This is a genomic window from Flagellimonas beolgyonensis (assembly GCF_003992615.1).
Classification (GTDB): Bacteria; Bacteroidota; Bacteroidia; order Flavobacteriales; family Flavobacteriaceae; genus Flagellimonas; species Flagellimonas beolgyonensis.
In genome coordinates, this window is the sequence record NZ_RZMY01000013.1 from 486,897 (window position 1) to 503,411 (window position 16,515).

The 16,515-nt window shown below is 43.2% G+C and carries 17 protein-coding genes; 10 read left to right on the forward strand and 7 right to left on the reverse strand.

What is annotated here, in order from left to right; translation table 11 throughout:
• Positions 1–9: 9 nt before the first annotated feature.
• Both EO131_RS08975 and EO131_RS08980 read right to left on the reverse strand, forming a co-directional pair.
• Positions 10–1,092, reverse strand: a complete 1,083-nt coding sequence (locus EO131_RS08975; protein WP_127021001.1) for an efflux RND transporter periplasmic adaptor subunit — start codon at positions 1,090–1,092, stop codon at positions 10–12.
• Between the two features lie 149 nt (positions 1,093–1,241).
• Complete coding sequence (locus EO131_RS08980; protein WP_127021003.1) at positions 1,242–1,643, reverse strand: hypothetical protein; 402 nt, start codon at positions 1,641–1,643, stop codon at positions 1,242–1,244.
• A gap of 158 nt (positions 1,644–1,801) precedes the next feature.
• Between EO131_RS08980 and EO131_RS08985 the strand changes: the two genes are divergently transcribed.
• The 3 genes from EO131_RS08985 (at position 1,802) to EO131_RS08995 (ending at position 3,577) form a co-directional block, all read left to right on the forward strand.
• Complete coding sequence (locus EO131_RS08985) at positions 1,802–2,380, forward strand: Crp/Fnr family transcriptional regulator (protein ID WP_127021005.1); 579 nt, start codon at positions 1,802–1,804, stop codon at positions 2,378–2,380.
• Positions 2,381–2,446: 66 nt separating this feature from the next.
• Entirely contained in the window at positions 2,447–2,881 is a 435-nt protein-coding gene (locus EO131_RS08990) for a carboxymuconolactone decarboxylase family protein (protein WP_127021007.1), read from the forward strand.
• 108 nt (positions 2,882–2,989) lie between these two features.
• Entirely contained in the window at positions 2,990–3,577 is a 588-nt protein-coding gene (locus EO131_RS08995; protein ID WP_127021009.1) for a hypothetical protein, read from the forward strand.
• A 42-nt stretch (positions 3,578–3,619) separates the two neighbouring features.
• Here EO131_RS08995 and carB read toward each other — a convergent pair whose 3' ends face one another.
• Both carB and rpmH read right to left on the reverse strand, forming a co-directional pair.
• Positions 3,620–6,472 carry a carbamoyl-phosphate synthase large subunit gene (carB, locus tag EO131_RS09000; RefSeq protein WP_127021011.1) on the reverse strand — a complete coding sequence of 951 codons (2,853 nt, stop codon included), beginning with the start codon at positions 6,470–6,472 and terminating at the stop codon, positions 3,620–3,622.
• A gap of 94 nt (positions 6,473–6,566) precedes the next feature.
• Entirely contained in the window at positions 6,567–6,725 is a 159-nt protein-coding gene (rpmH, locus tag EO131_RS09005; protein ID WP_072882462.1) for a 50S ribosomal protein L34, read from the reverse strand.
• A 167-nt stretch (positions 6,726–6,892) separates the two neighbouring features.
• On the opposite strand from rpmH, the gene EO131_RS09010 reads away from it, so the two are divergent.
• The 3 genes from EO131_RS09010 (at position 6,893) to EO131_RS09020 (ending at position 8,836) form a co-directional block, all read left to right on the forward strand.
• Positions 6,893–7,408, forward strand: coding sequence for a DUF2892 domain-containing protein (locus EO131_RS09010; protein WP_127021013.1), 516 nt, complete (start codon positions 6,893–6,895; stop codon positions 7,406–7,408).
• 174 nt (positions 7,409–7,582) lie between these two features.
• On the forward strand, positions 7,583–8,011 hold the full coding sequence (locus EO131_RS09015; RefSeq protein WP_127021015.1) for a hypothetical protein: 429 nt from the start codon (positions 7,583–7,585) through the stop codon (positions 8,009–8,011).
• Between the two features lie 165 nt (positions 8,012–8,176).
• Positions 8,177–8,836: a peptidoglycan DD-metalloendopeptidase family protein gene (locus EO131_RS09020; RefSeq protein WP_164731657.1), complete on the forward strand. Its 660-nt coding sequence runs from the start codon at positions 8,177–8,179 to the stop codon at positions 8,834–8,836.
• A 20-nt stretch (positions 8,837–8,856) separates the two neighbouring features.
• On the opposite strand, the gene EO131_RS09025 is transcribed toward EO131_RS09020, so the two are convergent.
• Both EO131_RS09025 and EO131_RS09030 read right to left on the reverse strand, forming a co-directional pair.
• Positions 8,857–9,825, reverse strand: coding sequence for a lytic transglycosylase domain-containing protein (locus EO131_RS09025; RefSeq protein ID WP_127021019.1), 969 nt, complete (start codon positions 9,823–9,825; stop codon positions 8,857–8,859).
• Between the two features lie 44 nt (positions 9,826–9,869).
• Positions 9,870–10,532 carry an alpha/beta hydrolase family protein gene (locus EO131_RS09030; RefSeq protein ID WP_127021021.1) on the reverse strand — a complete coding sequence of 221 codons (663 nt, stop codon included), beginning with the start codon at positions 10,530–10,532 and terminating at the stop codon, positions 9,870–9,872.
• 161 nt (positions 10,533–10,693) lie between these two features.
• Here EO131_RS09030 and EO131_RS09035 point away from each other — a divergent pair, with 161 nt between their 5' ends.
• Positions 10,694–10,987 carry a GNAT family N-acetyltransferase gene (locus EO131_RS09035; protein ID WP_127021023.1) on the forward strand — a complete coding sequence of 98 codons (294 nt, stop codon included), beginning with the start codon at positions 10,694–10,696 and terminating at the stop codon, positions 10,985–10,987.
• Between the two features lie 51 nt (positions 10,988–11,038).
• On the opposite strand, the gene mtaB is transcribed toward EO131_RS09035, so the two are convergent.
• Positions 11,039–12,367 carry a tRNA (N(6)-L-threonylcarbamoyladenosine(37)-C(2))-methylthiotransferase MtaB gene (gene mtaB, locus EO131_RS09040; protein WP_127021025.1) on the reverse strand — a complete coding sequence of 443 codons (1,329 nt, stop codon included), beginning with the start codon at positions 12,365–12,367 and terminating at the stop codon, positions 11,039–11,041.
• 315 nt (positions 12,368–12,682) lie between these two features.
• Between mtaB and EO131_RS09045 the strand changes: the two genes are divergently transcribed.
• The 3 genes from EO131_RS09045 to ygiD all read left to right on the forward strand — a co-directional run bounded on the left by EO131_RS09045 (position 12,683) and on the right by ygiD (position 16,470).
• Entirely contained in the window at positions 12,683–14,272 is a 1,590-nt protein-coding gene (locus EO131_RS09045; protein WP_206512874.1) for a DUF1593 domain-containing protein, read from the forward strand.
• Between the two features lie 192 nt (positions 14,273–14,464).
• Positions 14,465–15,553: a hypothetical protein gene (locus tag EO131_RS09050; RefSeq protein ID WP_127021027.1), complete on the forward strand. Its 1,089-nt coding sequence runs from the start codon at positions 14,465–14,467 to the stop codon at positions 15,551–15,553.
• A gap of 89 nt (positions 15,554–15,642) precedes the next feature.
• On the forward strand, positions 15,643–16,470 hold the full coding sequence (ygiD, locus tag EO131_RS09055) for a 4,5-DOPA-extradiol-dioxygenase (RefSeq protein ID WP_127021030.1): 828 nt from the start codon (positions 15,643–15,645) through the stop codon (positions 16,468–16,470).
• Positions 16,471–16,515: the final 45 nt, after the last annotated feature.

Below are 16,515 nucleotides of genomic sequence, written 5' to 3' on the forward strand. Positions count from 1 at the left end.
TTTGGGTGATTACTCTGCGTACAAATCAAGACTGGACAGCATTTTTTCGGGCTTCATATATTCGAAATGGATGTTCTCCCCATTTTTGACCATACGAATGCCTTCCAACAACACCTTGTCGTTTTCGGATAGTCCTTTTTCAACTACAAACAAGTGCTGTAGTTCTGCACCCACATGAATTTCCCGTTGCTGTACTGTTCCCTTTTCGTCCAGCACAAAAACATATTTTTTGTCCAATACTTCAAATGTGGCCTTTTGTGGAATCAACAGGGCATTGGTAAGCGGAACGGTCATTAGGATACTACCTGTTTCCCCATGGCGCAGAATTCGCTTTGGATTGTCGAATGTTGCTCGAAAAGCGATATTTCCTGTCTCATGATTGAACTCCCCCTCTATGGTCTCCACCACACCGATCTGATCAAATTTTCGGTTATTGGCCATAAGCAATTCCACTTGCTGTTTACTGCCATTGTTGGCACTGGTAATGTAATCCAGGTACTCGGCCTCGGGCACGTTGAAGTAGACCCACATTTTACTATTGTCCGACAAGGTGGTCAATAGTTCCCCTTCATCCAAAAGACTCCCTTCCCGTGCTTCCAAATGGTCCATTATGCCATCAAACGGTGCACGGATATCGGTGAAACCCAAATGGGTCTCTGCCAGTTTCACTTCTGCCTTGGCCTTATCGTATTCTGCCTTGGCCATGGCCAGTTCGTTGGCCGAAACCACATTACCATCGGCCAATAATTGTGTATTCTTGAATTCAATTTCTGCCACTTCTGCTTCAGCCTTTGCTTTTTGTAGGTCGGCTTCATATACATTGGGCATAATGTGGAACATTTGCTGGCCCTTTTTCACAAATTGGCCCTCATCCACATAAATATGTTGCAGGTAACCTTTCTCCAAAGCACGTAGTTCAATGTGTCGGATAGAGTGTATTTGACACACATAATCCTTGGTAATGGATGTATCCTTTCGGATTGGACTGGAAACCAAATACTTGGTCTCGTCCTTGGTTTCATGTTTTTTGGATTCGCAGCTTGTGTGGAACAACAGTACCACCAAGCCGATGAAGATGGAAATTTTCCTCATAGTTCGTACGATTAAATAAAATTGTGTTGAAAAATTCAAAGGAAAGCCCCAATCCGTTTAGCATGGACCTGCCCTTGGTTATTGATTATACTCAAAGTGATTGCTGATAGGCCTGTCTACCAACGTAGCCGACCTAATGGAGAAAAATTCTAAATCAGGAATACTTGGAACCTCACGTGCCTTCTGAGGGGAGATCCTTCAAATTGAGGCAGATAACCAGCGTAGGCGGACGTGGTTTCCAAATGATGGATACCAGAAGGCAATCCATAAAAAAAGGCAGTCAAATAACCGCCAAATTGTAAATGTAAGTCTTGCGATAGGGTCTCCTCTTCCCTTTCCTCTTGTTCTTCTACCTCTGTTTCGGCATATAATTTTTTATCGCTACCAAATAGATGGGAAGTTATAGTGGAATTTTCAGAAGTGTTGAAACGCTCAATGGTGCAGGCATTTGGAGATAGCTGTTCGGCATCTGTATCTGCATACAAATTGATGAATCCTCCTAAGAGAAGGATGCAGATGGGAAACAGAAATTTCTTGAGTGCCGTTTTCATTCGGGGAACAAAACTAGTTTACGGAAAGAACCCATACAAGTGCAACGTGTTAATAATGGTTAAAAAGTGTAATGTCACATTTATTTTTGCAGAAATTTTTGTATTCCACCATAAAATGATCACTACTGACAAATTATTGGGGTAATTTTAGGGATATTATGACGGAACATCCATTTCATAAGCATATAAATTCTTTTGTTTCCTTAACAGATACCGATTTTCAAACCATTTTGACCTTCTTTAAGGAGCAACATTTCCAAAAGAAAGAACTTTTATTGGGAGCAGGAGACATCTGCAACAACAATTTTTTTGTTGTAAAAGGGTGCCTTCACATGTACTTCATCAATGACAGGGGAACCGAGCGAACTGTTCAATTTGCCATTGAGAATTGGTGGCTCACCGATTTTCTGGCTTTCCAAAAACAGTCAGCCTCAGAATTTTATGTGCGAGCGATAGAAGACACCGATGTACTAAGTATTCGGCATAATAACCTAGAAGCACTATTGGAACAATTCCCGATCATGGAGCGTTATTTTAAATCCATTTATCGAATCGCCTATGGTTCTTCCCTTAACCGCACCAAATACCTTTTCGACTTCTCCAAGGAAGAGATCTATTTCCACTTCGTTGATCATTTTCCGGAGTTCGCACAACGCGTGCCCCAGTATTTAATTGCTTCGTTTTTGGGATTGACACCAGAGTATGTCAGTGAAATTAGAGCCAAAAAGCGTTCTTAAACCCGTTTAAGTTAATTGGCAAACCCACGGGATACCTTCGTATCGAATTTTAAAACACATAAAGCAATGGAACAAAGAATCCAAATTGATGCTGTTGAACCTAATGCCTTTAAAGCAATGTTCAACCTTGAAAACTATATGCAACAAGGCCAGTTGACCAAACAACATTATGAATTGATCAAGCTACGGGCGTCACAGATCAATGGTTGTGCCTTTTGTATAAACATGCATACCGAAGAGTCCCTTAAACTCGGAGAAGACCCCAAACGCCTTTTGCTATTGGACGCTTGGAGAGATACCGATTATTTTTCCGAAGAAGAAAAAATGATTTTACAACTTACCGAAGAGGTTACCATGATTCATAAAAATGGCGTTACGGATCACACCTATACAAAGGCCCTAAGCATTTTTGATGAAAACTATTTTGCACAGATCATAATGGGCATTGTTACAATTAATGCTTGGAACCGAATTGCAATTAGCACCTTGAAGCCATTCTAAAGGTTGGTTCCTTTTTTTACGTTAAGAAGGTTCCCATGAGGAACCTTTTTGGCTTTATGGTTTATCAATATTTTAATGGTATTTTCGTTTAAACACTAAACCAACCCAATGAAAAAAATTTCTTCCTTATTATTTTTGGCCTGTACCATTAGCTTTACCTCCTGCATCGACTTTAAGACCAAAAAATCGACAGAGGAAACCGATATGGAGGATTTCAATACGGTGGTGGTACCTGATGCCTACAGCGTGGAAATTCCCAAATTTATGCGATCTACCACGGGATTGAACGAAGAGGCCTCCCTGCAATACCAAAACATTTTCAAGGAAACCTATGTGATCGTAATCGATGAACCCAAATCCGGATTTGTGGATATCTTAAAGGATGTAGGGCAATTTGATGAAAATTTGTCCTTGGTCCAAAATTACAGGGAAATCCAAATGCAATTGTTATCCAGCACCATGTATATTTCCCATCAATCCGAACCAAAACCCTTAAAAATAAATGGCTTGGATGCCGAAATGGTGGAAGTGGATGCCATCGTGGACGGCATAGACGAAGGAATTTCCTATTTGCTCACCTTTATTGATGGAACCGACGATGCCTATATGATGATGGCCTGGACCCTGCAATCCAAAAAAGACGAGCATAAAAAAACCTTTGAAACGATTGCCGAATCATTCAAGCTGATCGACTAAAACCGTTTCAAAGGTCTTATTGTATTTCTGGATTCCCTGGAATTATTTGCTCAAATACATCTTTCTCCTGGAATAGAGGTTGTAGAATTCATCGTCTTTTAAACTGTCGATGAACAAGATGCTTTCCCCTGTACTCTTCATTTCAGGTCCGAGGTTTTTGTTCACATTCGGGAACTTGTTGAAGGAGAATACGGGTTGTTTTATGGCATAACCTTCCAATTGTGGGTTAAAGTTGAAATCCTTCACCTTTTTCTCGCCCAACATCACTTTGGTGGCATAATTCACATAAGGTTCTTTGTACGCCTTGGCAATGAATGGAACTGTTCTCGAAGCCCTCGGGTTGGCCTCAATGATGTATACAGTATCATCTTTAATCGCAAACTGAATATTGATCAGTCCTACGGTATTCAAGGCCAAAGCAATCTTTTTGGTGTGATCCTTGATCTGTTGCAACACAAATTCACCTAGGTTAAAGGGCGGCAACGTGGCATTGGAGTCCCCTGAATGGATTCCACAGGGCTCAATATGCTCCATGATTCCTATGATATAAACATCCTCACCATCGCAAATGGCATCCGCCTCTGCCTCAATAGCTCCGTCCAAATAGTGATCAAGTAAAAGCTTATTGTTTGGTATGCTTCTCAAAAGGTCCACCACGTGGGCCTCCAATTCCTCTTTGTTGATCACAATTTTCATCCCCTGACCGCCCAACACGTAGGAAGGTCTTACCAACAATGGGAAGTTCAGCTCATCTGCCAAGTCCAAGGCTTCATCCGCTGTCTCAGCAACACCGAATCTTGGATAGGGGATATCATTGTCCTTCAACAAGGTGGAGAAACTTCCCCTGTCCTCGGCCAAATCCAGGGATTGGAAACTGGTCCCGATGATATTGATACCGTATTTATCCAGTTTTTCGGCCAGTTTCAGAGCGGTTTGGCCACCCAACTGCACGATCACTCCTTCCGGTTTTTCATGTAGGATGATATCGTAAATGTGCTCCCAGAAGACAGGCTCAAAATACAGCTTGTCCGCTGTATCAAAATCCGTGGAAACGGTTTCGGGGTTACAGTTGATCATGATGGTCTCGTACCCACACTCCGCAGCGGCCAATACTCCATGAACGCAGCAGTAGTCAAACTCGATACCCTGCCCGATACGGTTGGGGCCTGACCCGAGCACCACTACTTTCTTTCGATCGGTTACCTCGCTGTCATTCGCCACATAACGATGACCATCAGCGGTTTCTATCTCTTCTTCAAAAGTAGAGTAGTAATATGGCGTAACCGCTTTAAACTCAGCGGCACAGGTGTCTACCAATTTGTATACCCTATTTATTCCCAAATCGGTACGCTTGCTGTGCACCTCACTCTCGTAACAATCCAACATGTGAGCGATTTGACGGTCGGCAAAGCCTTTTTGTTTGGCCTCCAACAACAGGGATTTGGGCAAACTTTCGATGGTGTATTTGGAAATTTCCAATTCCAAGAAATGCAGCTCTTCGTATTGCTTCAAGAACCACATGTCTATTTTAGTTACTTCGTGGATACGTTTGAGGGGTATCCCCAATTGAATGGCATCGTAAAGTACGAACACCCGATCCCAACTGGGTACCCGCAATTTTTCCATAATGGTATCGTAATCCTTGTAACCCTTGCCATCTGCACCCAAACCATTTCTTTTTATTTCGAGGGATTGCGTGGCCTTGTGCAAGGCTTCTTGGAATGATCGGCCGATTCCCATTACTTCACCTACGGATTTCATCTGAAGTCCCAATGTTCTATCGGAACCTTCAAACTTATCGAAGTTCCAACGTGGTATTTTCACGATCACATAGTCCAAAGTGGGCTCGAACAATGCCGAAGTGGACTTGGTGATTTGGTTGTCCAACTCATCCAAAGTGTATCCAATGGCCAATTTGGCCGCAATCTTTGCAATCGGATATCCGGTAGCTTTAGATGCCAAAGCTGAAGAACGGGAAACCCTTGGATTGATCTCGATGGCGATAATATCTTCTTTTTCATCTGGGCTAACGGCAAACTGTACGTTACATCCTCCCGCAAAATCCCCGATGCTGCGCATCATGTGGATGGCCATGTCCCGCATTCGCTGGAACGTCCTGTCTGATAAGGTCATGGCAGGTGCCACGGTAATGGAATCCCCGGTGTGGATACCCATCGGGTCCATGTTTTCAATGGTACAGATGATTACTACGTTGTCATTTTTATCACGAAGCAACTCCAACTCGTATTCCTTCCAACCCATCAATGCCTTGTCGATCATGACTTCGTGGATGGGGGAAACTTCCAATCCATGGCTCAACATATCGTCAAAATGTTCGGGATCATACACGATACCCGCCCCTGCACCACCAAGGGTAAAGGATGCTCTGATCACCAATGGGAAACCGAATTCCTGTGCGATTTCCTTTCCTTTCAAGAAAGAGGTAGCCGAAGCTTGGGGCGGCATGCCGATGCCGATTTTTAGCATCAACTCCCTAAATTTCTCCCGATCCTCGGTAATATTGATCGCATCAATATCCACCCCAATGATCTCTACACCAAAATCTTCCCAAATGCCTTTTTCATCTGCCTCAATACAAAGGTTCAATGCTGTTTGTCCGCCCATTGTGGGCAAAACGGCATCAATATTCGGGTGTTTTTTAAGGATCTCAACAATGGATTTGGTGGTCAATGGTTTTAGGTACACGTGATCGGCCATGGTGGGATCCGTCATGATCGTTGCTGGATTGCTATTGATCAAAATGGTCTCGATACCATCTTCCCGAAGCGAGCGAAGTGCTTGGGATCCAGAATAATCGAACTCACATGCCTGACCAATGATGATGGGGCCAGAACCAATAATCAAAATGGAATTGAGGTCTTTTCTTTTTGGCATTCTACTAGGGTGTTTCTCGTTATTTGGTTTTATGTCAAAAAAAAGGTGTTACCTAGAAAAGTAACACCTTTAATTTAAATTTTAAAAACTATCATTATTTTTTGTGTCTTGGCTCAGAGGAAACAGTCAATCTCTTTCTTCCTTTGGCTCTTCTTCTCGCAAGAACTTTTCTACCATTGGCAGTCGCCATGCGCTCTCTAAAACCATGTTTGTTTCTTCTCTTCCTTTTTGACGGCTGATACGTTCTTTTCATTGCGAAATTGTTTTATCTATATTGTTGACGGAGAAACATTGGTCCCCGGAAAATTCTGGGCGCAAATATACGAAGACTTTTTACTTTGACAAGTCTTCATCAAAAATATTTAAATAAGTTTTTAGTACTTTTGCCAGCTCTCGAACAAAGCTAAAAAATACCGATCCATGTTCAATAAAAATATCAAGCTCGTCATTGCTGTCCTTATTATCGCCTATGCCGTTTATCAGTTTGTGGAAGGTAATATTGGTAATGGCATTGCCCTAATTTTGCTGTCCACCGTGTTCATCTTCCTGTATTTTAGGAACGAATTTATTCTGTTGGCCTTTTTACAGATGCGGAAACAGGATTTGGAGGGCACCCAAAAATGGCTTGATAAGATCAAGAACCCCGAGTCGGCCTTGATCAAAAAACAACAGGGGTACTTTAACTACCTGCACGGCATCATCTACTCCCAAAAAAACCTGACCCAGGCCGAAAAATACTTCAAAAAGGCCCTAAAGTTTGGTTTGACCATGGATTATGATGTGGCCATGACCAAATTGAGCTTGGCCGGGATTGCTATGCAAAAACGCAGAAAGCGTGAAGCTACCCAATTGTTGCAGGAAGCCAAGAAATTGGACAAGAACAACATGCTTACGGAGCAGATCAAGATGATGCAGCAGCAGATGAAGAAGATTTAATCCATTACTCCTTCTCAATTACTTTTCTTTTTAGTTGGATTGGCCATGCGTCAATCCAAACATTTTATTGCTCAATTTCCGGTGGAACTTTAGTCCGAAAAATACTAACTTCACTTATCGTTCGCTAAAAATCATTGAAACGATGTTTAGCTAACCGTTGGCATTCATTAAAATATGGAACTTATATTATTACAATGGTGGTCACCTGAAGTTAGACCTGATCATTCTCAAGATGAATATTGGGACCAAATGATTCATCCTGAAGATTTAAATTTTGTTTCAAAAGAGAAGTTTAACACTTCAATATTTCTTCATCTAAATAACGATGGTGAGTATCTTGTTTTGAGTGATTTAAAAAATGAATTTCGTGTAAAACCAATTTGCACAAGAAAAGTCAAATATGAAGGATTTTCCTTAAATGATAATGTTGAAACCATTCCAAATGAAGGTAAGAACACAAAAAGAGAAGGAAGAATAATCTCCATGTTCTACCATTACAAGGATGAATGTATCATCTATCAAATCTCTGATCAAACAGGAAATATTTTAAAAAAACAATACAGAAAATCTGATTTAAAAAAAACGAATGCCAACAAAGGCTAAGTTACTTACCTAACCTACCACACCGTCTGCGAAACTTAGCCGGGGACGATAAGTGCAACTCCAAAAAGCACATTCTTTTCGCCTTTTACATGTAGATCAAATCTTGGAATGACTAATCGTTATATCCCTACATTTGTTAGATTTACATTATTACATGCCAACCCTATGTATTACCCGCTTTGCCTCAATGGCATTACCATCCATCCTTTATTCGGCGATTTCCTAAAAGGAAAGCCCTATATCTTTGATTTTTCCTCCAACAATCCCAAAACACTGGAGTACACCCTTTTTGATTTCCAGCAGTTCAATGCGATGGTTTTTGATGAGTTGGAGGCATCCAATCACCAATGGGGCATTGGCAAATATCTGGAAGAACGAAAAAGCCTTTTAAGGGCTTACCCCAATATTATTGAAGAACAACGGTATTATCATCTTGGACTGGATATTGTAGTGCCTTACAATACTCCAATGTTTGCTCCACTGGATGCTGAGGTCTACGAAACCGGGAAAGAAACCACAGTGGGCAATTACGGGGGCTACATCATTCTAAAACATGATGTTGGCGGAGTCGTATTTTATTCCTTGTACGGACATTTGAAAACCCCACATTTGGTAAACGTAGGAGAAAAGATTAAGGCGGGACAAGAATTTGCGCGCATCGGACAAGAAAGTGATAGCGGGGGTTGGTTTTGCCATGTGCATTTACAAATTCTCACCCAAGCAGCCATGGATGAGGGTTATAAGAATTGGGGGTACATTTCGCCAGCATTACTGCCAAAAGTGGAAACGTATTTCCCTTCGCCGTATTTTCTGTTCAACTATTAATGGGATAGATAAATATCTGCCTACTTCCCAGCGTTCCCTACGCGGTAGTACCCCTTATTCGGAATCTCCACCACATATTTTTTTCGGGATGTATTGTTCAAATGCGGTTCGCGCAACCATGGATTGTGGCGCTTCAACACTTTGTAGTTGATTTCGTAGAGTTCGGCAAAATCGGCCCAACTGGTTACGGCCGTATCCACCTCCACGGTGAAGGTGGGCACTTTTTCATACAGGTCCTTTTCCTCTACCTTAAACCCATATTTCTCAGGATGGGATATAATTTCCTTGATGGCCATGATACGGAACAGGTAACGACCTGTTTCTTGACCCAACAATAGATCATAGTAATCATCCACTTGTTGGATACCCATATACTTCTGGATACCGCTAGGTCCTGCGTTGTAGGCCGCAGCAGTCAAGGTCCAGCTGCCGAAACGCTCTTTCCATTTTTTGATATAGTCACAGGCCACTTGCGTGGCTTTTTCCACATGGTAGCGCTCATCCACGTTGTCGTTTACTTCTAGGCCATATTCCCTTCCGGTGGCTTTCATGATCTGCCAAAAACCGGTAGCACCCGCAGGGGAAACCACATTTTCCAAGCCACTTTCGGCCACGGCCAAATATTTAAAGTCATCAGGAATACCGTTCTTTTTCAAAATGGGCTCAATGATGGGGAAGTATTTGTTGGCGCGCTTCATCAACAACAAGGCGTTGGACTGCCAATAGGTGTTCACCAAAAACTCACGGTCCACACGCTCCATGATCTCAGGGTCATCCAAAGGAACAGGCTCTCCTGCAAAATTGAGATCCTCTGGAATTTCGATGGCACTGATCTGATACCCCTCCGCCACATTTTTATCCGAAACTTCATTTTTAGTTGTAGTGGATTCCGGAGATTCCACCCCGTCGGTCGACTGTACGGCAAAAATCAAGGTACCCGCAACCGCCAACAATCCAATAAACGCCAATATATTTTTGATGTATTTCATAGCCAAACCTTTTAAAGTACTGTAAAGATAGTATTTAGACGAGATTATTGTGAAATTATTGCCGGAAGATGTTCATTGAACCATTTATATCGATGAATGATCATCGTATGGGTTCCATTGTGCACTGGAATACAGTCCTTTATGTTGGAAATCGGAAAAACGGTGTCCTTTTCGCCATGTATGTGCACCACATTGGCTGCCGGTACTTCCTGGTCCCAATTTACGATTTGATCAATGGACCAATCAATATAATATTTGTCACGAAGCGATAGATATTGCTCGTACAAATGTAGCCTTTTGTTGACGGATTCCCCAAAGGCATACTTGGCCAACAACTCTACATTGTTCACCAAGCCCGTCGGCAGCAATTTATGCACCTTGGTGTATTTGGCAAACAACATTCTTTTGGGAAGCTCATGTTTGCTCTTTACTGAAGAAACCACAATGGTTTTTTGTATCGGCATGATCCTGGCCATTTCCTGTACCAACATACCCCCAAACGATACACCGAGCAGCACTGGGCTTGGCACATCAATATAACTGCACATCTTTTGGGCATACTCGGGGAGTGACATGCCTTTATCAGGTACGAACCATTCCAACCGATGTGTTTCAAATTGGTCTGACGGTAAGGAGATCCCATCAAAAATGGAGGGGTTGGCCGCCATCCCGGGCATAAGGTAAACATGGGTTTTATTATCGGGCATATCGCATCAAATATCGATAAGCCCTAGGAATTTAGCAATATTTTGACTAATTTTGTATCCCTTTTGCAGCTTACCCCAACTAATTGACTAAAAATTTTAACGGGGATTGATAAAATTGTCGTTTTGGCAATTTTACAAAGTCATTAACAAAACAGGACTCTATGACACAAATGGAAATCAATGACAATAGTTTCTTACGCCAATTTGAAACTAGGGTCAATGGGCATTTAGCCAAAATTGAGTACTCTTCACAAGAGCGCAAGGTATTTTTGACCAAGCTGGTTATTCCAGAAGAAATTGAACAAGAAGGTTTTAAAGAGGAATTTATCAAAGCCGTACTTCACGAAATTCAGGAAAAAAACCTAAGAGTGGTGCCCACTAGCCCACAAATTGCCGGGTTCTTGCGAAAAAACAGACAGTATAAGGAAATGTTGCCTGTTGGTATCCGCATCTGATCCAACAGCACCTCCTTACAAATTAAGACCTCTCTGAAACGGGAGGTTTTTTTATGCCATAACGTTATCGGAAATAAATTCGAAACGCACCAGTCCGTCCTCATCGATCTCGGTCAATTCCACTTGGTGCAGGGTATTTACCAAATCGGGGTTCCATGGTGCCTTTACCTTTACATAGTTTTCGGTAAAACCGTGGATATAGCCCATTTTGTTCTCCCCTTCAAATAAAACTGTGCGCACCGTGCCCAGCTGACTTTCATAGAAAGCCCGTCGCTTTTTGGCAGATAGGCCGCGAAGCATTTTGCTGCGCTTACTGCGCACTTTTTGGGGAACAACATCCCCCATTTCGGCCGCAAGGGTGTTGTCGCGCTCCGAATAGGTGAATACATGCAGGTAGGAAATGTCCAATTCGTTCAAGAAATGGTAGGTTTTCAAGAAATGTTCATCTGTCTCCCCGGGAAAACCTACGATTACATCCACACCGATACAGGCATGCGGCATAGCCTTTTTAATGCGCTTCACCCGATCCACGTACAGATTAGACAAGTAACGGCGACGCATTTTTTTCAGGATGTCGTCACTACCACTTTGCAAGGGTATATGAAAATGCGGTACGAAGGAGTTGCTTTGGGCCACAAAATCGATGGTCTCATTTTTCAACAAGTTGGGCTCAATGGAGGAAATGCGCAATCGGTGAATCCCTTCTACCTGACCCAAAGCTTTAACCAAGTCAAAAAAGGTATGTTCGTGCCGCTTGTTGCCAAACTCACCCTTGCCATAATCTCCAATATTGACTCCAGTTAAAACAATTTCCTTGATGTCCTTGGAAGCAATCTCCTTGGCATTGTACAATACGTTATCCAAAGTATCGCTACGGGAGATGCCACGGGCCAGCGGTATGGTACAGTAGGTGCATTTGTAATCGCAGCCATCCTGAACCTTTAAAAAAGCACGGGTACGGTCGCCAATGGCGTAACTGCCTACATAAAAATCGGCATCTTCAATCTCGCAAGAGTGCACCTCGCCCCTATCATTTTTGGTGAGATCGTTCAGGTAATCGGTGATCTTGAATTTTTCCGTGGCACCCAACACCAAATCCACACCATCCACGGCGGCCAGTTCTTCGGGCTTCAATTGGGCGTAGCACCCCACCGCCGCTACAAAGGCTTCGGGATTGGCCTTTTGGGCCTGTTTTACGATGGTCTTGAAACGCTTATCGGCATTCTCGGTCACGGAACAGGTGTTGATCACATACACGTCGGCCTTTTCAGAAAAATCCACACGCTCAAAGTCCTCCTTTTCAAAACTCCTCGCAATCGTGGAAGTTTCGGAAAAGTTGAGCTTACAACCCAGTGTGTAAAAGGCTACTTTTTTGTTCATGGGATCACTTTGCCAAATAGGGCCGCAAAGATAATGATTTGTTGGGAGTTATGGTATAGGGGTGAAGGGTGAAGGGTGAAGGGTGAAGGGTGAAGGGTGAAGGGTGAAGGGTGAAGGGTGAAGGGTGAAGGGTGAAGGGTGAAGGGTAACAAACCAAATAATCTAGAAAAAGGAAACTGGGCTTAAGATTGTGGATTCTTTTTGATCGTTTAAACCTTTCCAATCGAGGATTCCTTTTGTACACTGTTTTTAGTACCTTGGAAGTATCTTAAGATTATTTAGCCAACGATTCCAGTTTATCACAAAACCTTTTCAATGCCAGCCACAATCCCAATCCAAAAAACCATGTTTTCCCGTTGCCTTATCTTACTCTTTCATTTCTTTACAATCACTGGTTTTAGTTGGGCACAGCATCCCAACGACCCTGTAAAACCACGAATCATCATTACCGCCGACCCCGAACTCGACGACAACAATTCCTTGATTCGATTGCTACTGCACAGCACCGACATGGACATTGTGGGATTGGTGTATGCCAGTAGCGGTTTTCATTGGAAAGGGGATGGCAAAGGCACCAAATGGTATGTGGCCGGGAGGGAATACGACCGATTTCAAATGGACGATTGCCCCTGCGAATCGTGGCGCTGGGCTAAAGACGAGCGGTTCATCCACGAGGTGGTGGAAGCCTATGAAAAGGCATATCCGAATTTAAAAGTCCATCACTCAGGTTATCCTACCCCCGAATACCTAAAATCCATCATTCGGTATGGCAATGTGGAGTTCGATGGAGATTTTTCCAAGGACACTCCAGGTTCAGACCTCATCAGAAAGGCGATTTTGGATGATAAACCGGGAAAACTATTCATCACGGCCTGGGGCGGTGCGAGCACCATCGCCCGCGCCTTAAAATCCATTGAAGATGATTATCAGAATACGATGCTATGGGATGCCATCAAAGAAAAAATTGCCCGAAAGGTGGTGTTGCTGCCCTCTGGGGACCAAGACGATACCTTTGCCAGCTATATTAAACCCCACTGGCCCGATATCGAATACCGTCAATTCAGCCACAGTCCCAATTACGGATATGGGACACAGATCAATGCCAAACCCGAAAATGCGAGATTGTTGACCGCGGAGTGGATGCAAAAAAATATTTCCAGCAAGGGCCCTTTGGGGGAACAATACCGGGTTTGGGGGGATGGCAAACAAATGGTTAAAGGCGACAAGGTGGATTATTTTGGTTTTGATGGAATTTCCAATGAACAGCTCCGGGAAATGGGCTATAAGGTTTGGATGCCCGTACAACCCAAGGGGTCTTGGTTGGGCGAAGGTGACAACCATACCTTTATGAACATGTTGGGCAATGGGCTTCGCGCGTTTGAAGACGCAACCTATGGTGGCTGGGGCGGTCGTACCGACCCCACGGAAACGGCCGAGGTCATTTCCTTTTCAGGAGCAGGGGATGCCGATGCCATGGCCAATCAATTGGGCAACCAAAACAACAGCATATCACTGGAGTACCCCGACTTTTTCCCTATGGCACAGCACGATTTTGCGGCACGGATGCAATGGTCTGTAACTCCTAAATACAAAAACGCCAATCACGAACCTAGCGTAGAAATCCTTGGTCCGTTGCATGTGATGGTCAACCCGGGGCAAAAAGTACCCTTGTTTGGTAAGGTATCCGACCCTGATGGTGATAAAACGACGATCAAATGGTGGCAGTTTCGGGTGGGCACCTACCCTAACCCAGTGCAAATTGCAGATGCAGATACCTTGCATGCCACCATTGAAATTCCCAGTGATGCCAAAAGTGGGCAAACCATCCATATTATTTTGGAGGCCACAGATTCCGGTAGCCCGAGCTTAACCCGATACCAGCGTGTTATATTCACAATTAGGTAAATTGGCGGCAATTCACCTTTAACCTTTTTTAAGGATCAACAAGTTGGACAATGTTGAAAACCATTGTACATTAGGCAAGCCTGTAAAAGGCAAATGTTGCCCGTAACCCCTTTTTATTAATCACAAAGTGCTTTTACCCTCAACCGTCATTTAAGTTTCGGGTAAAACAAGCATTCAAACACACACAAAAAAATGAAAAGGGTATTAAAATATGTACTGCTTGTTGTGGGGTCTCTTCTGATTGTATTTGCCGCCAATTTTTTCATCATCAAAAAATTAGATCAAAAGGCCCTAGAAAGCATCGACAATCCCCCCTCTGCCACTACAACCGAAAAACCTTATTTGGTCCCATCCAAATTTGTGGATAGCTCTCAATTTTTCGTGAAAATACCACTCAGGAACAAGGATACACTCTTGGCCTTTTGTGATACCGGAGGAGGCATTTCAATGTTGTCACCATATAAGAAGAAAAACCCGGCAATTGACCCTTACATCCGAATGGGGGTTGTAAAAGGAATCATGCCGATGGATTATGCCTTTTTTAATGAAATTGTCGCTGATGAAGAATTTCCGGTTCCCAATCCTGTTCCCAATTTGATTTTACGAAATCCCTTTGCAATGGTCACTGATCCTTACTTCATTATCCCTCGACTTAGCGAAGATCTTCAAGAAAAACTTGACAAAGTGCCAGAAATGGATGCTTTTTTGGGTCAAGGCTTCTTCATGGGCAAATCTTGGACCCTGGATTATCCGAACCAAGAAGTTTGGGTCAACACACCTTTACCTTTAGTTGATGCAAGGAAAGACCAATCCAATATCCAAAAGCTCCATTTTAAAAAGAATGACTTTGGGACATCAGTATATGGCCACCCAAGAATGCAGATCGAAATTGATAGCACGGTTTTGGATGTTCTTTTTGATACCGGTGCAAGTTTCGTGCTTTCCGATGATGGCAAAAATTATTTCAATACTTCCAAAAACACCATGGCAGGCTCTTTTATTTCTGCCACCATTTTTGACGGATGGAGAAAAAAGCACCCTGATTGGAAATATTATCCCGCGTCTGATGGGGAGCAAGGAATTATTGCGGTTCCAAAAGTCAGAATTGGCCCTTATGAAGTGGGACCGGTTTTGTTTTCTCGACGACCTGACTATGTTTGGTCCGAAATCATGATTCATACAATGGATAAAGTAGTGCAAGGTGCAATAGGGGGAACGCTCTTAAAGCATTTTAAAGTGACCATTGATTACAATTCAGAGTTGGTCAAATTTGAAAAGTGAATAAACAATTCCTGATTTCAAGACAACTGCCTCTTTTATGACCATCCATTGATGTACTTAAACAGGTATTTCTTACCTTAACCTGTACCATGCCAGATCTACAATCATTGAACGCGCTCCACAAGAGCCTGCCCCATACCGAAAAAATGCCGGTATTGTTCCTGGGACACGGCAGCCCCATGAATGCCATTGAAGAAAATGAGTTTGTATGGCAATTTCGGAAATTGGGAAAGAAACTTACCAAGCCGAAGGCCATCCTTTGTGTTTCGGCCCACTGGGAAACCAAGGGAACCAAGGTGACCGCCATGCAAAATCCGCCCACTATCCATGATTTTGGTGGTTTTCCCCAAGCATTGTTCGATGTGCAATATCCTGCACCGGGCAGTCCGGAACTGGCTGCGGAGACCAAAAAGATGATTACCAAAACCGAAGTGGAGCTCGACCACCATTGGGGATTGGACCATGGAGCTTGGAGCGTGATCAAACATATGTATCCCGAAGCCGACGTGCCCGTGATCCAAATGAGTTTGGACTATACCAAACCACCCCAATACCATTATGAATTGGCCCAACAATTGGAAAGTTTGCGCCATAAAGGCGTATTGATCGTAGGGAGTGGAAACGTGGTACACAACCTGCGTCGGGTGGCCTGGAACAAGCTCAACGAAACTTATGCGTGGGACTGGGCGCAAGAGGCCAACGAACAAATGAAAACGTTCATTTTGGACCAGAACCACGATGACCTTATCCAATACGGCAAACAGGGTGGCAGCTTTGCTTTATCCATTCCCACTCCGGAGCATTACCTTCCCCTACTTTATATTTTGGCCTTGCAGGACAAGAACGAGCCTGTAACGCTTTTCAACGATCAAACCGTTGGTGGCTCTATCAGCATGATGTCGTTGCACATTGGCTAAACTTGGGTATGGGCTTCTGATTCCTATCCTGAAAATCATTACCTT

Bases quoted from the DNA above. Each gene is read 5' to 3' on its own strand.
- EO131_RS09010 (WP_127021013.1), top strand. From the start codon at position 6,893: ATGTTCAATAAAAATATCAAGCTCGTCATTGCTGTCCTTATTATCGCC.
- EO131_RS08990 (WP_127021007.1), top strand. From the start codon at position 2,447: ATGGAACAAAGAATCCAAATTGATGCTGTTGAACCTAATGCCTTTAAA.
- EO131_RS08980 (WP_127021003.1), bottom strand. From the start codon at position 1,643: ATGAAAACGGCACTCAAGAAATTTCTGTTTCCCATCTGCATCCTTCTC.
- EO131_RS08975 (WP_127021001.1), bottom strand. From the start codon at position 1,092: ATGAGGAAAATTTCCATCTTCATCGGCTTGGTGGTACTGTTGTTCCAC.
- EO131_RS09020 (WP_164731657.1), top strand. From the start codon at position 8,177: ATGTATTACCCGCTTTGCCTCAATGGCATTACCATCCATCCTTTATTC.
- EO131_RS09015 (WP_127021015.1), top strand. From the start codon at position 7,583: ATGGAACTTATATTATTACAATGGTGGTCACCTGAAGTTAGACCTGAT.
- rpmH (WP_072882462.1), bottom strand. From the start codon at position 6,725: ATGAAAAGAACGTATCAGCCGTCAAAAAGGAAGAGAAGAAACAAACAT.
- EO131_RS08985 (WP_127021005.1), top strand. From the start codon at position 1,802: ATGACGGAACATCCATTTCATAAGCATATAAATTCTTTTGTTTCCTTA.
- EO131_RS09030 (WP_127021021.1), bottom strand. From the start codon at position 10,532: ATGCCCGATAATAAAACCCATGTTTACCTTATGCCCGGGATGGCGGCC.
- EO131_RS09025 (WP_127021019.1), bottom strand. From the start codon at position 9,825: ATGAAATACATCAAAAATATATTGGCGTTTATTGGATTGTTGGCGGTT.
- EO131_RS09035 (WP_127021023.1), top strand. From the start codon at position 10,694: ATGACACAAATGGAAATCAATGACAATAGTTTCTTACGCCAATTTGAA.
- EO131_RS08995 (WP_127021009.1), top strand. From the start codon at position 2,990: ATGAAAAAAATTTCTTCCTTATTATTTTTGGCCTGTACCATTAGCTTT.
- ygiD (WP_127021030.1), top strand. From the start codon at position 15,643: ATGCCAGATCTACAATCATTGAACGCGCTCCACAAGAGCCTGCCCCAT.
- mtaB (WP_127021025.1), bottom strand. From the start codon at position 12,367: ATGAACAAAAAAGTAGCCTTTTACACACTGGGTTGTAAGCTCAACTTT.
- EO131_RS09045 (WP_206512874.1), top strand. From the start codon at position 12,683: ATGCCAGCCACAATCCCAATCCAAAAAACCATGTTTTCCCGTTGCCTT.
- EO131_RS09050 (WP_127021027.1), top strand. From the start codon at position 14,465: ATGAAAAGGGTATTAAAATATGTACTGCTTGTTGTGGGGTCTCTTCTG.
- carB (WP_127021011.1), bottom strand. From the start codon at position 6,472: ATGCCAAAAAGAAAAGACCTCAATTCCATTTTGATTATTGGTTCTGGC.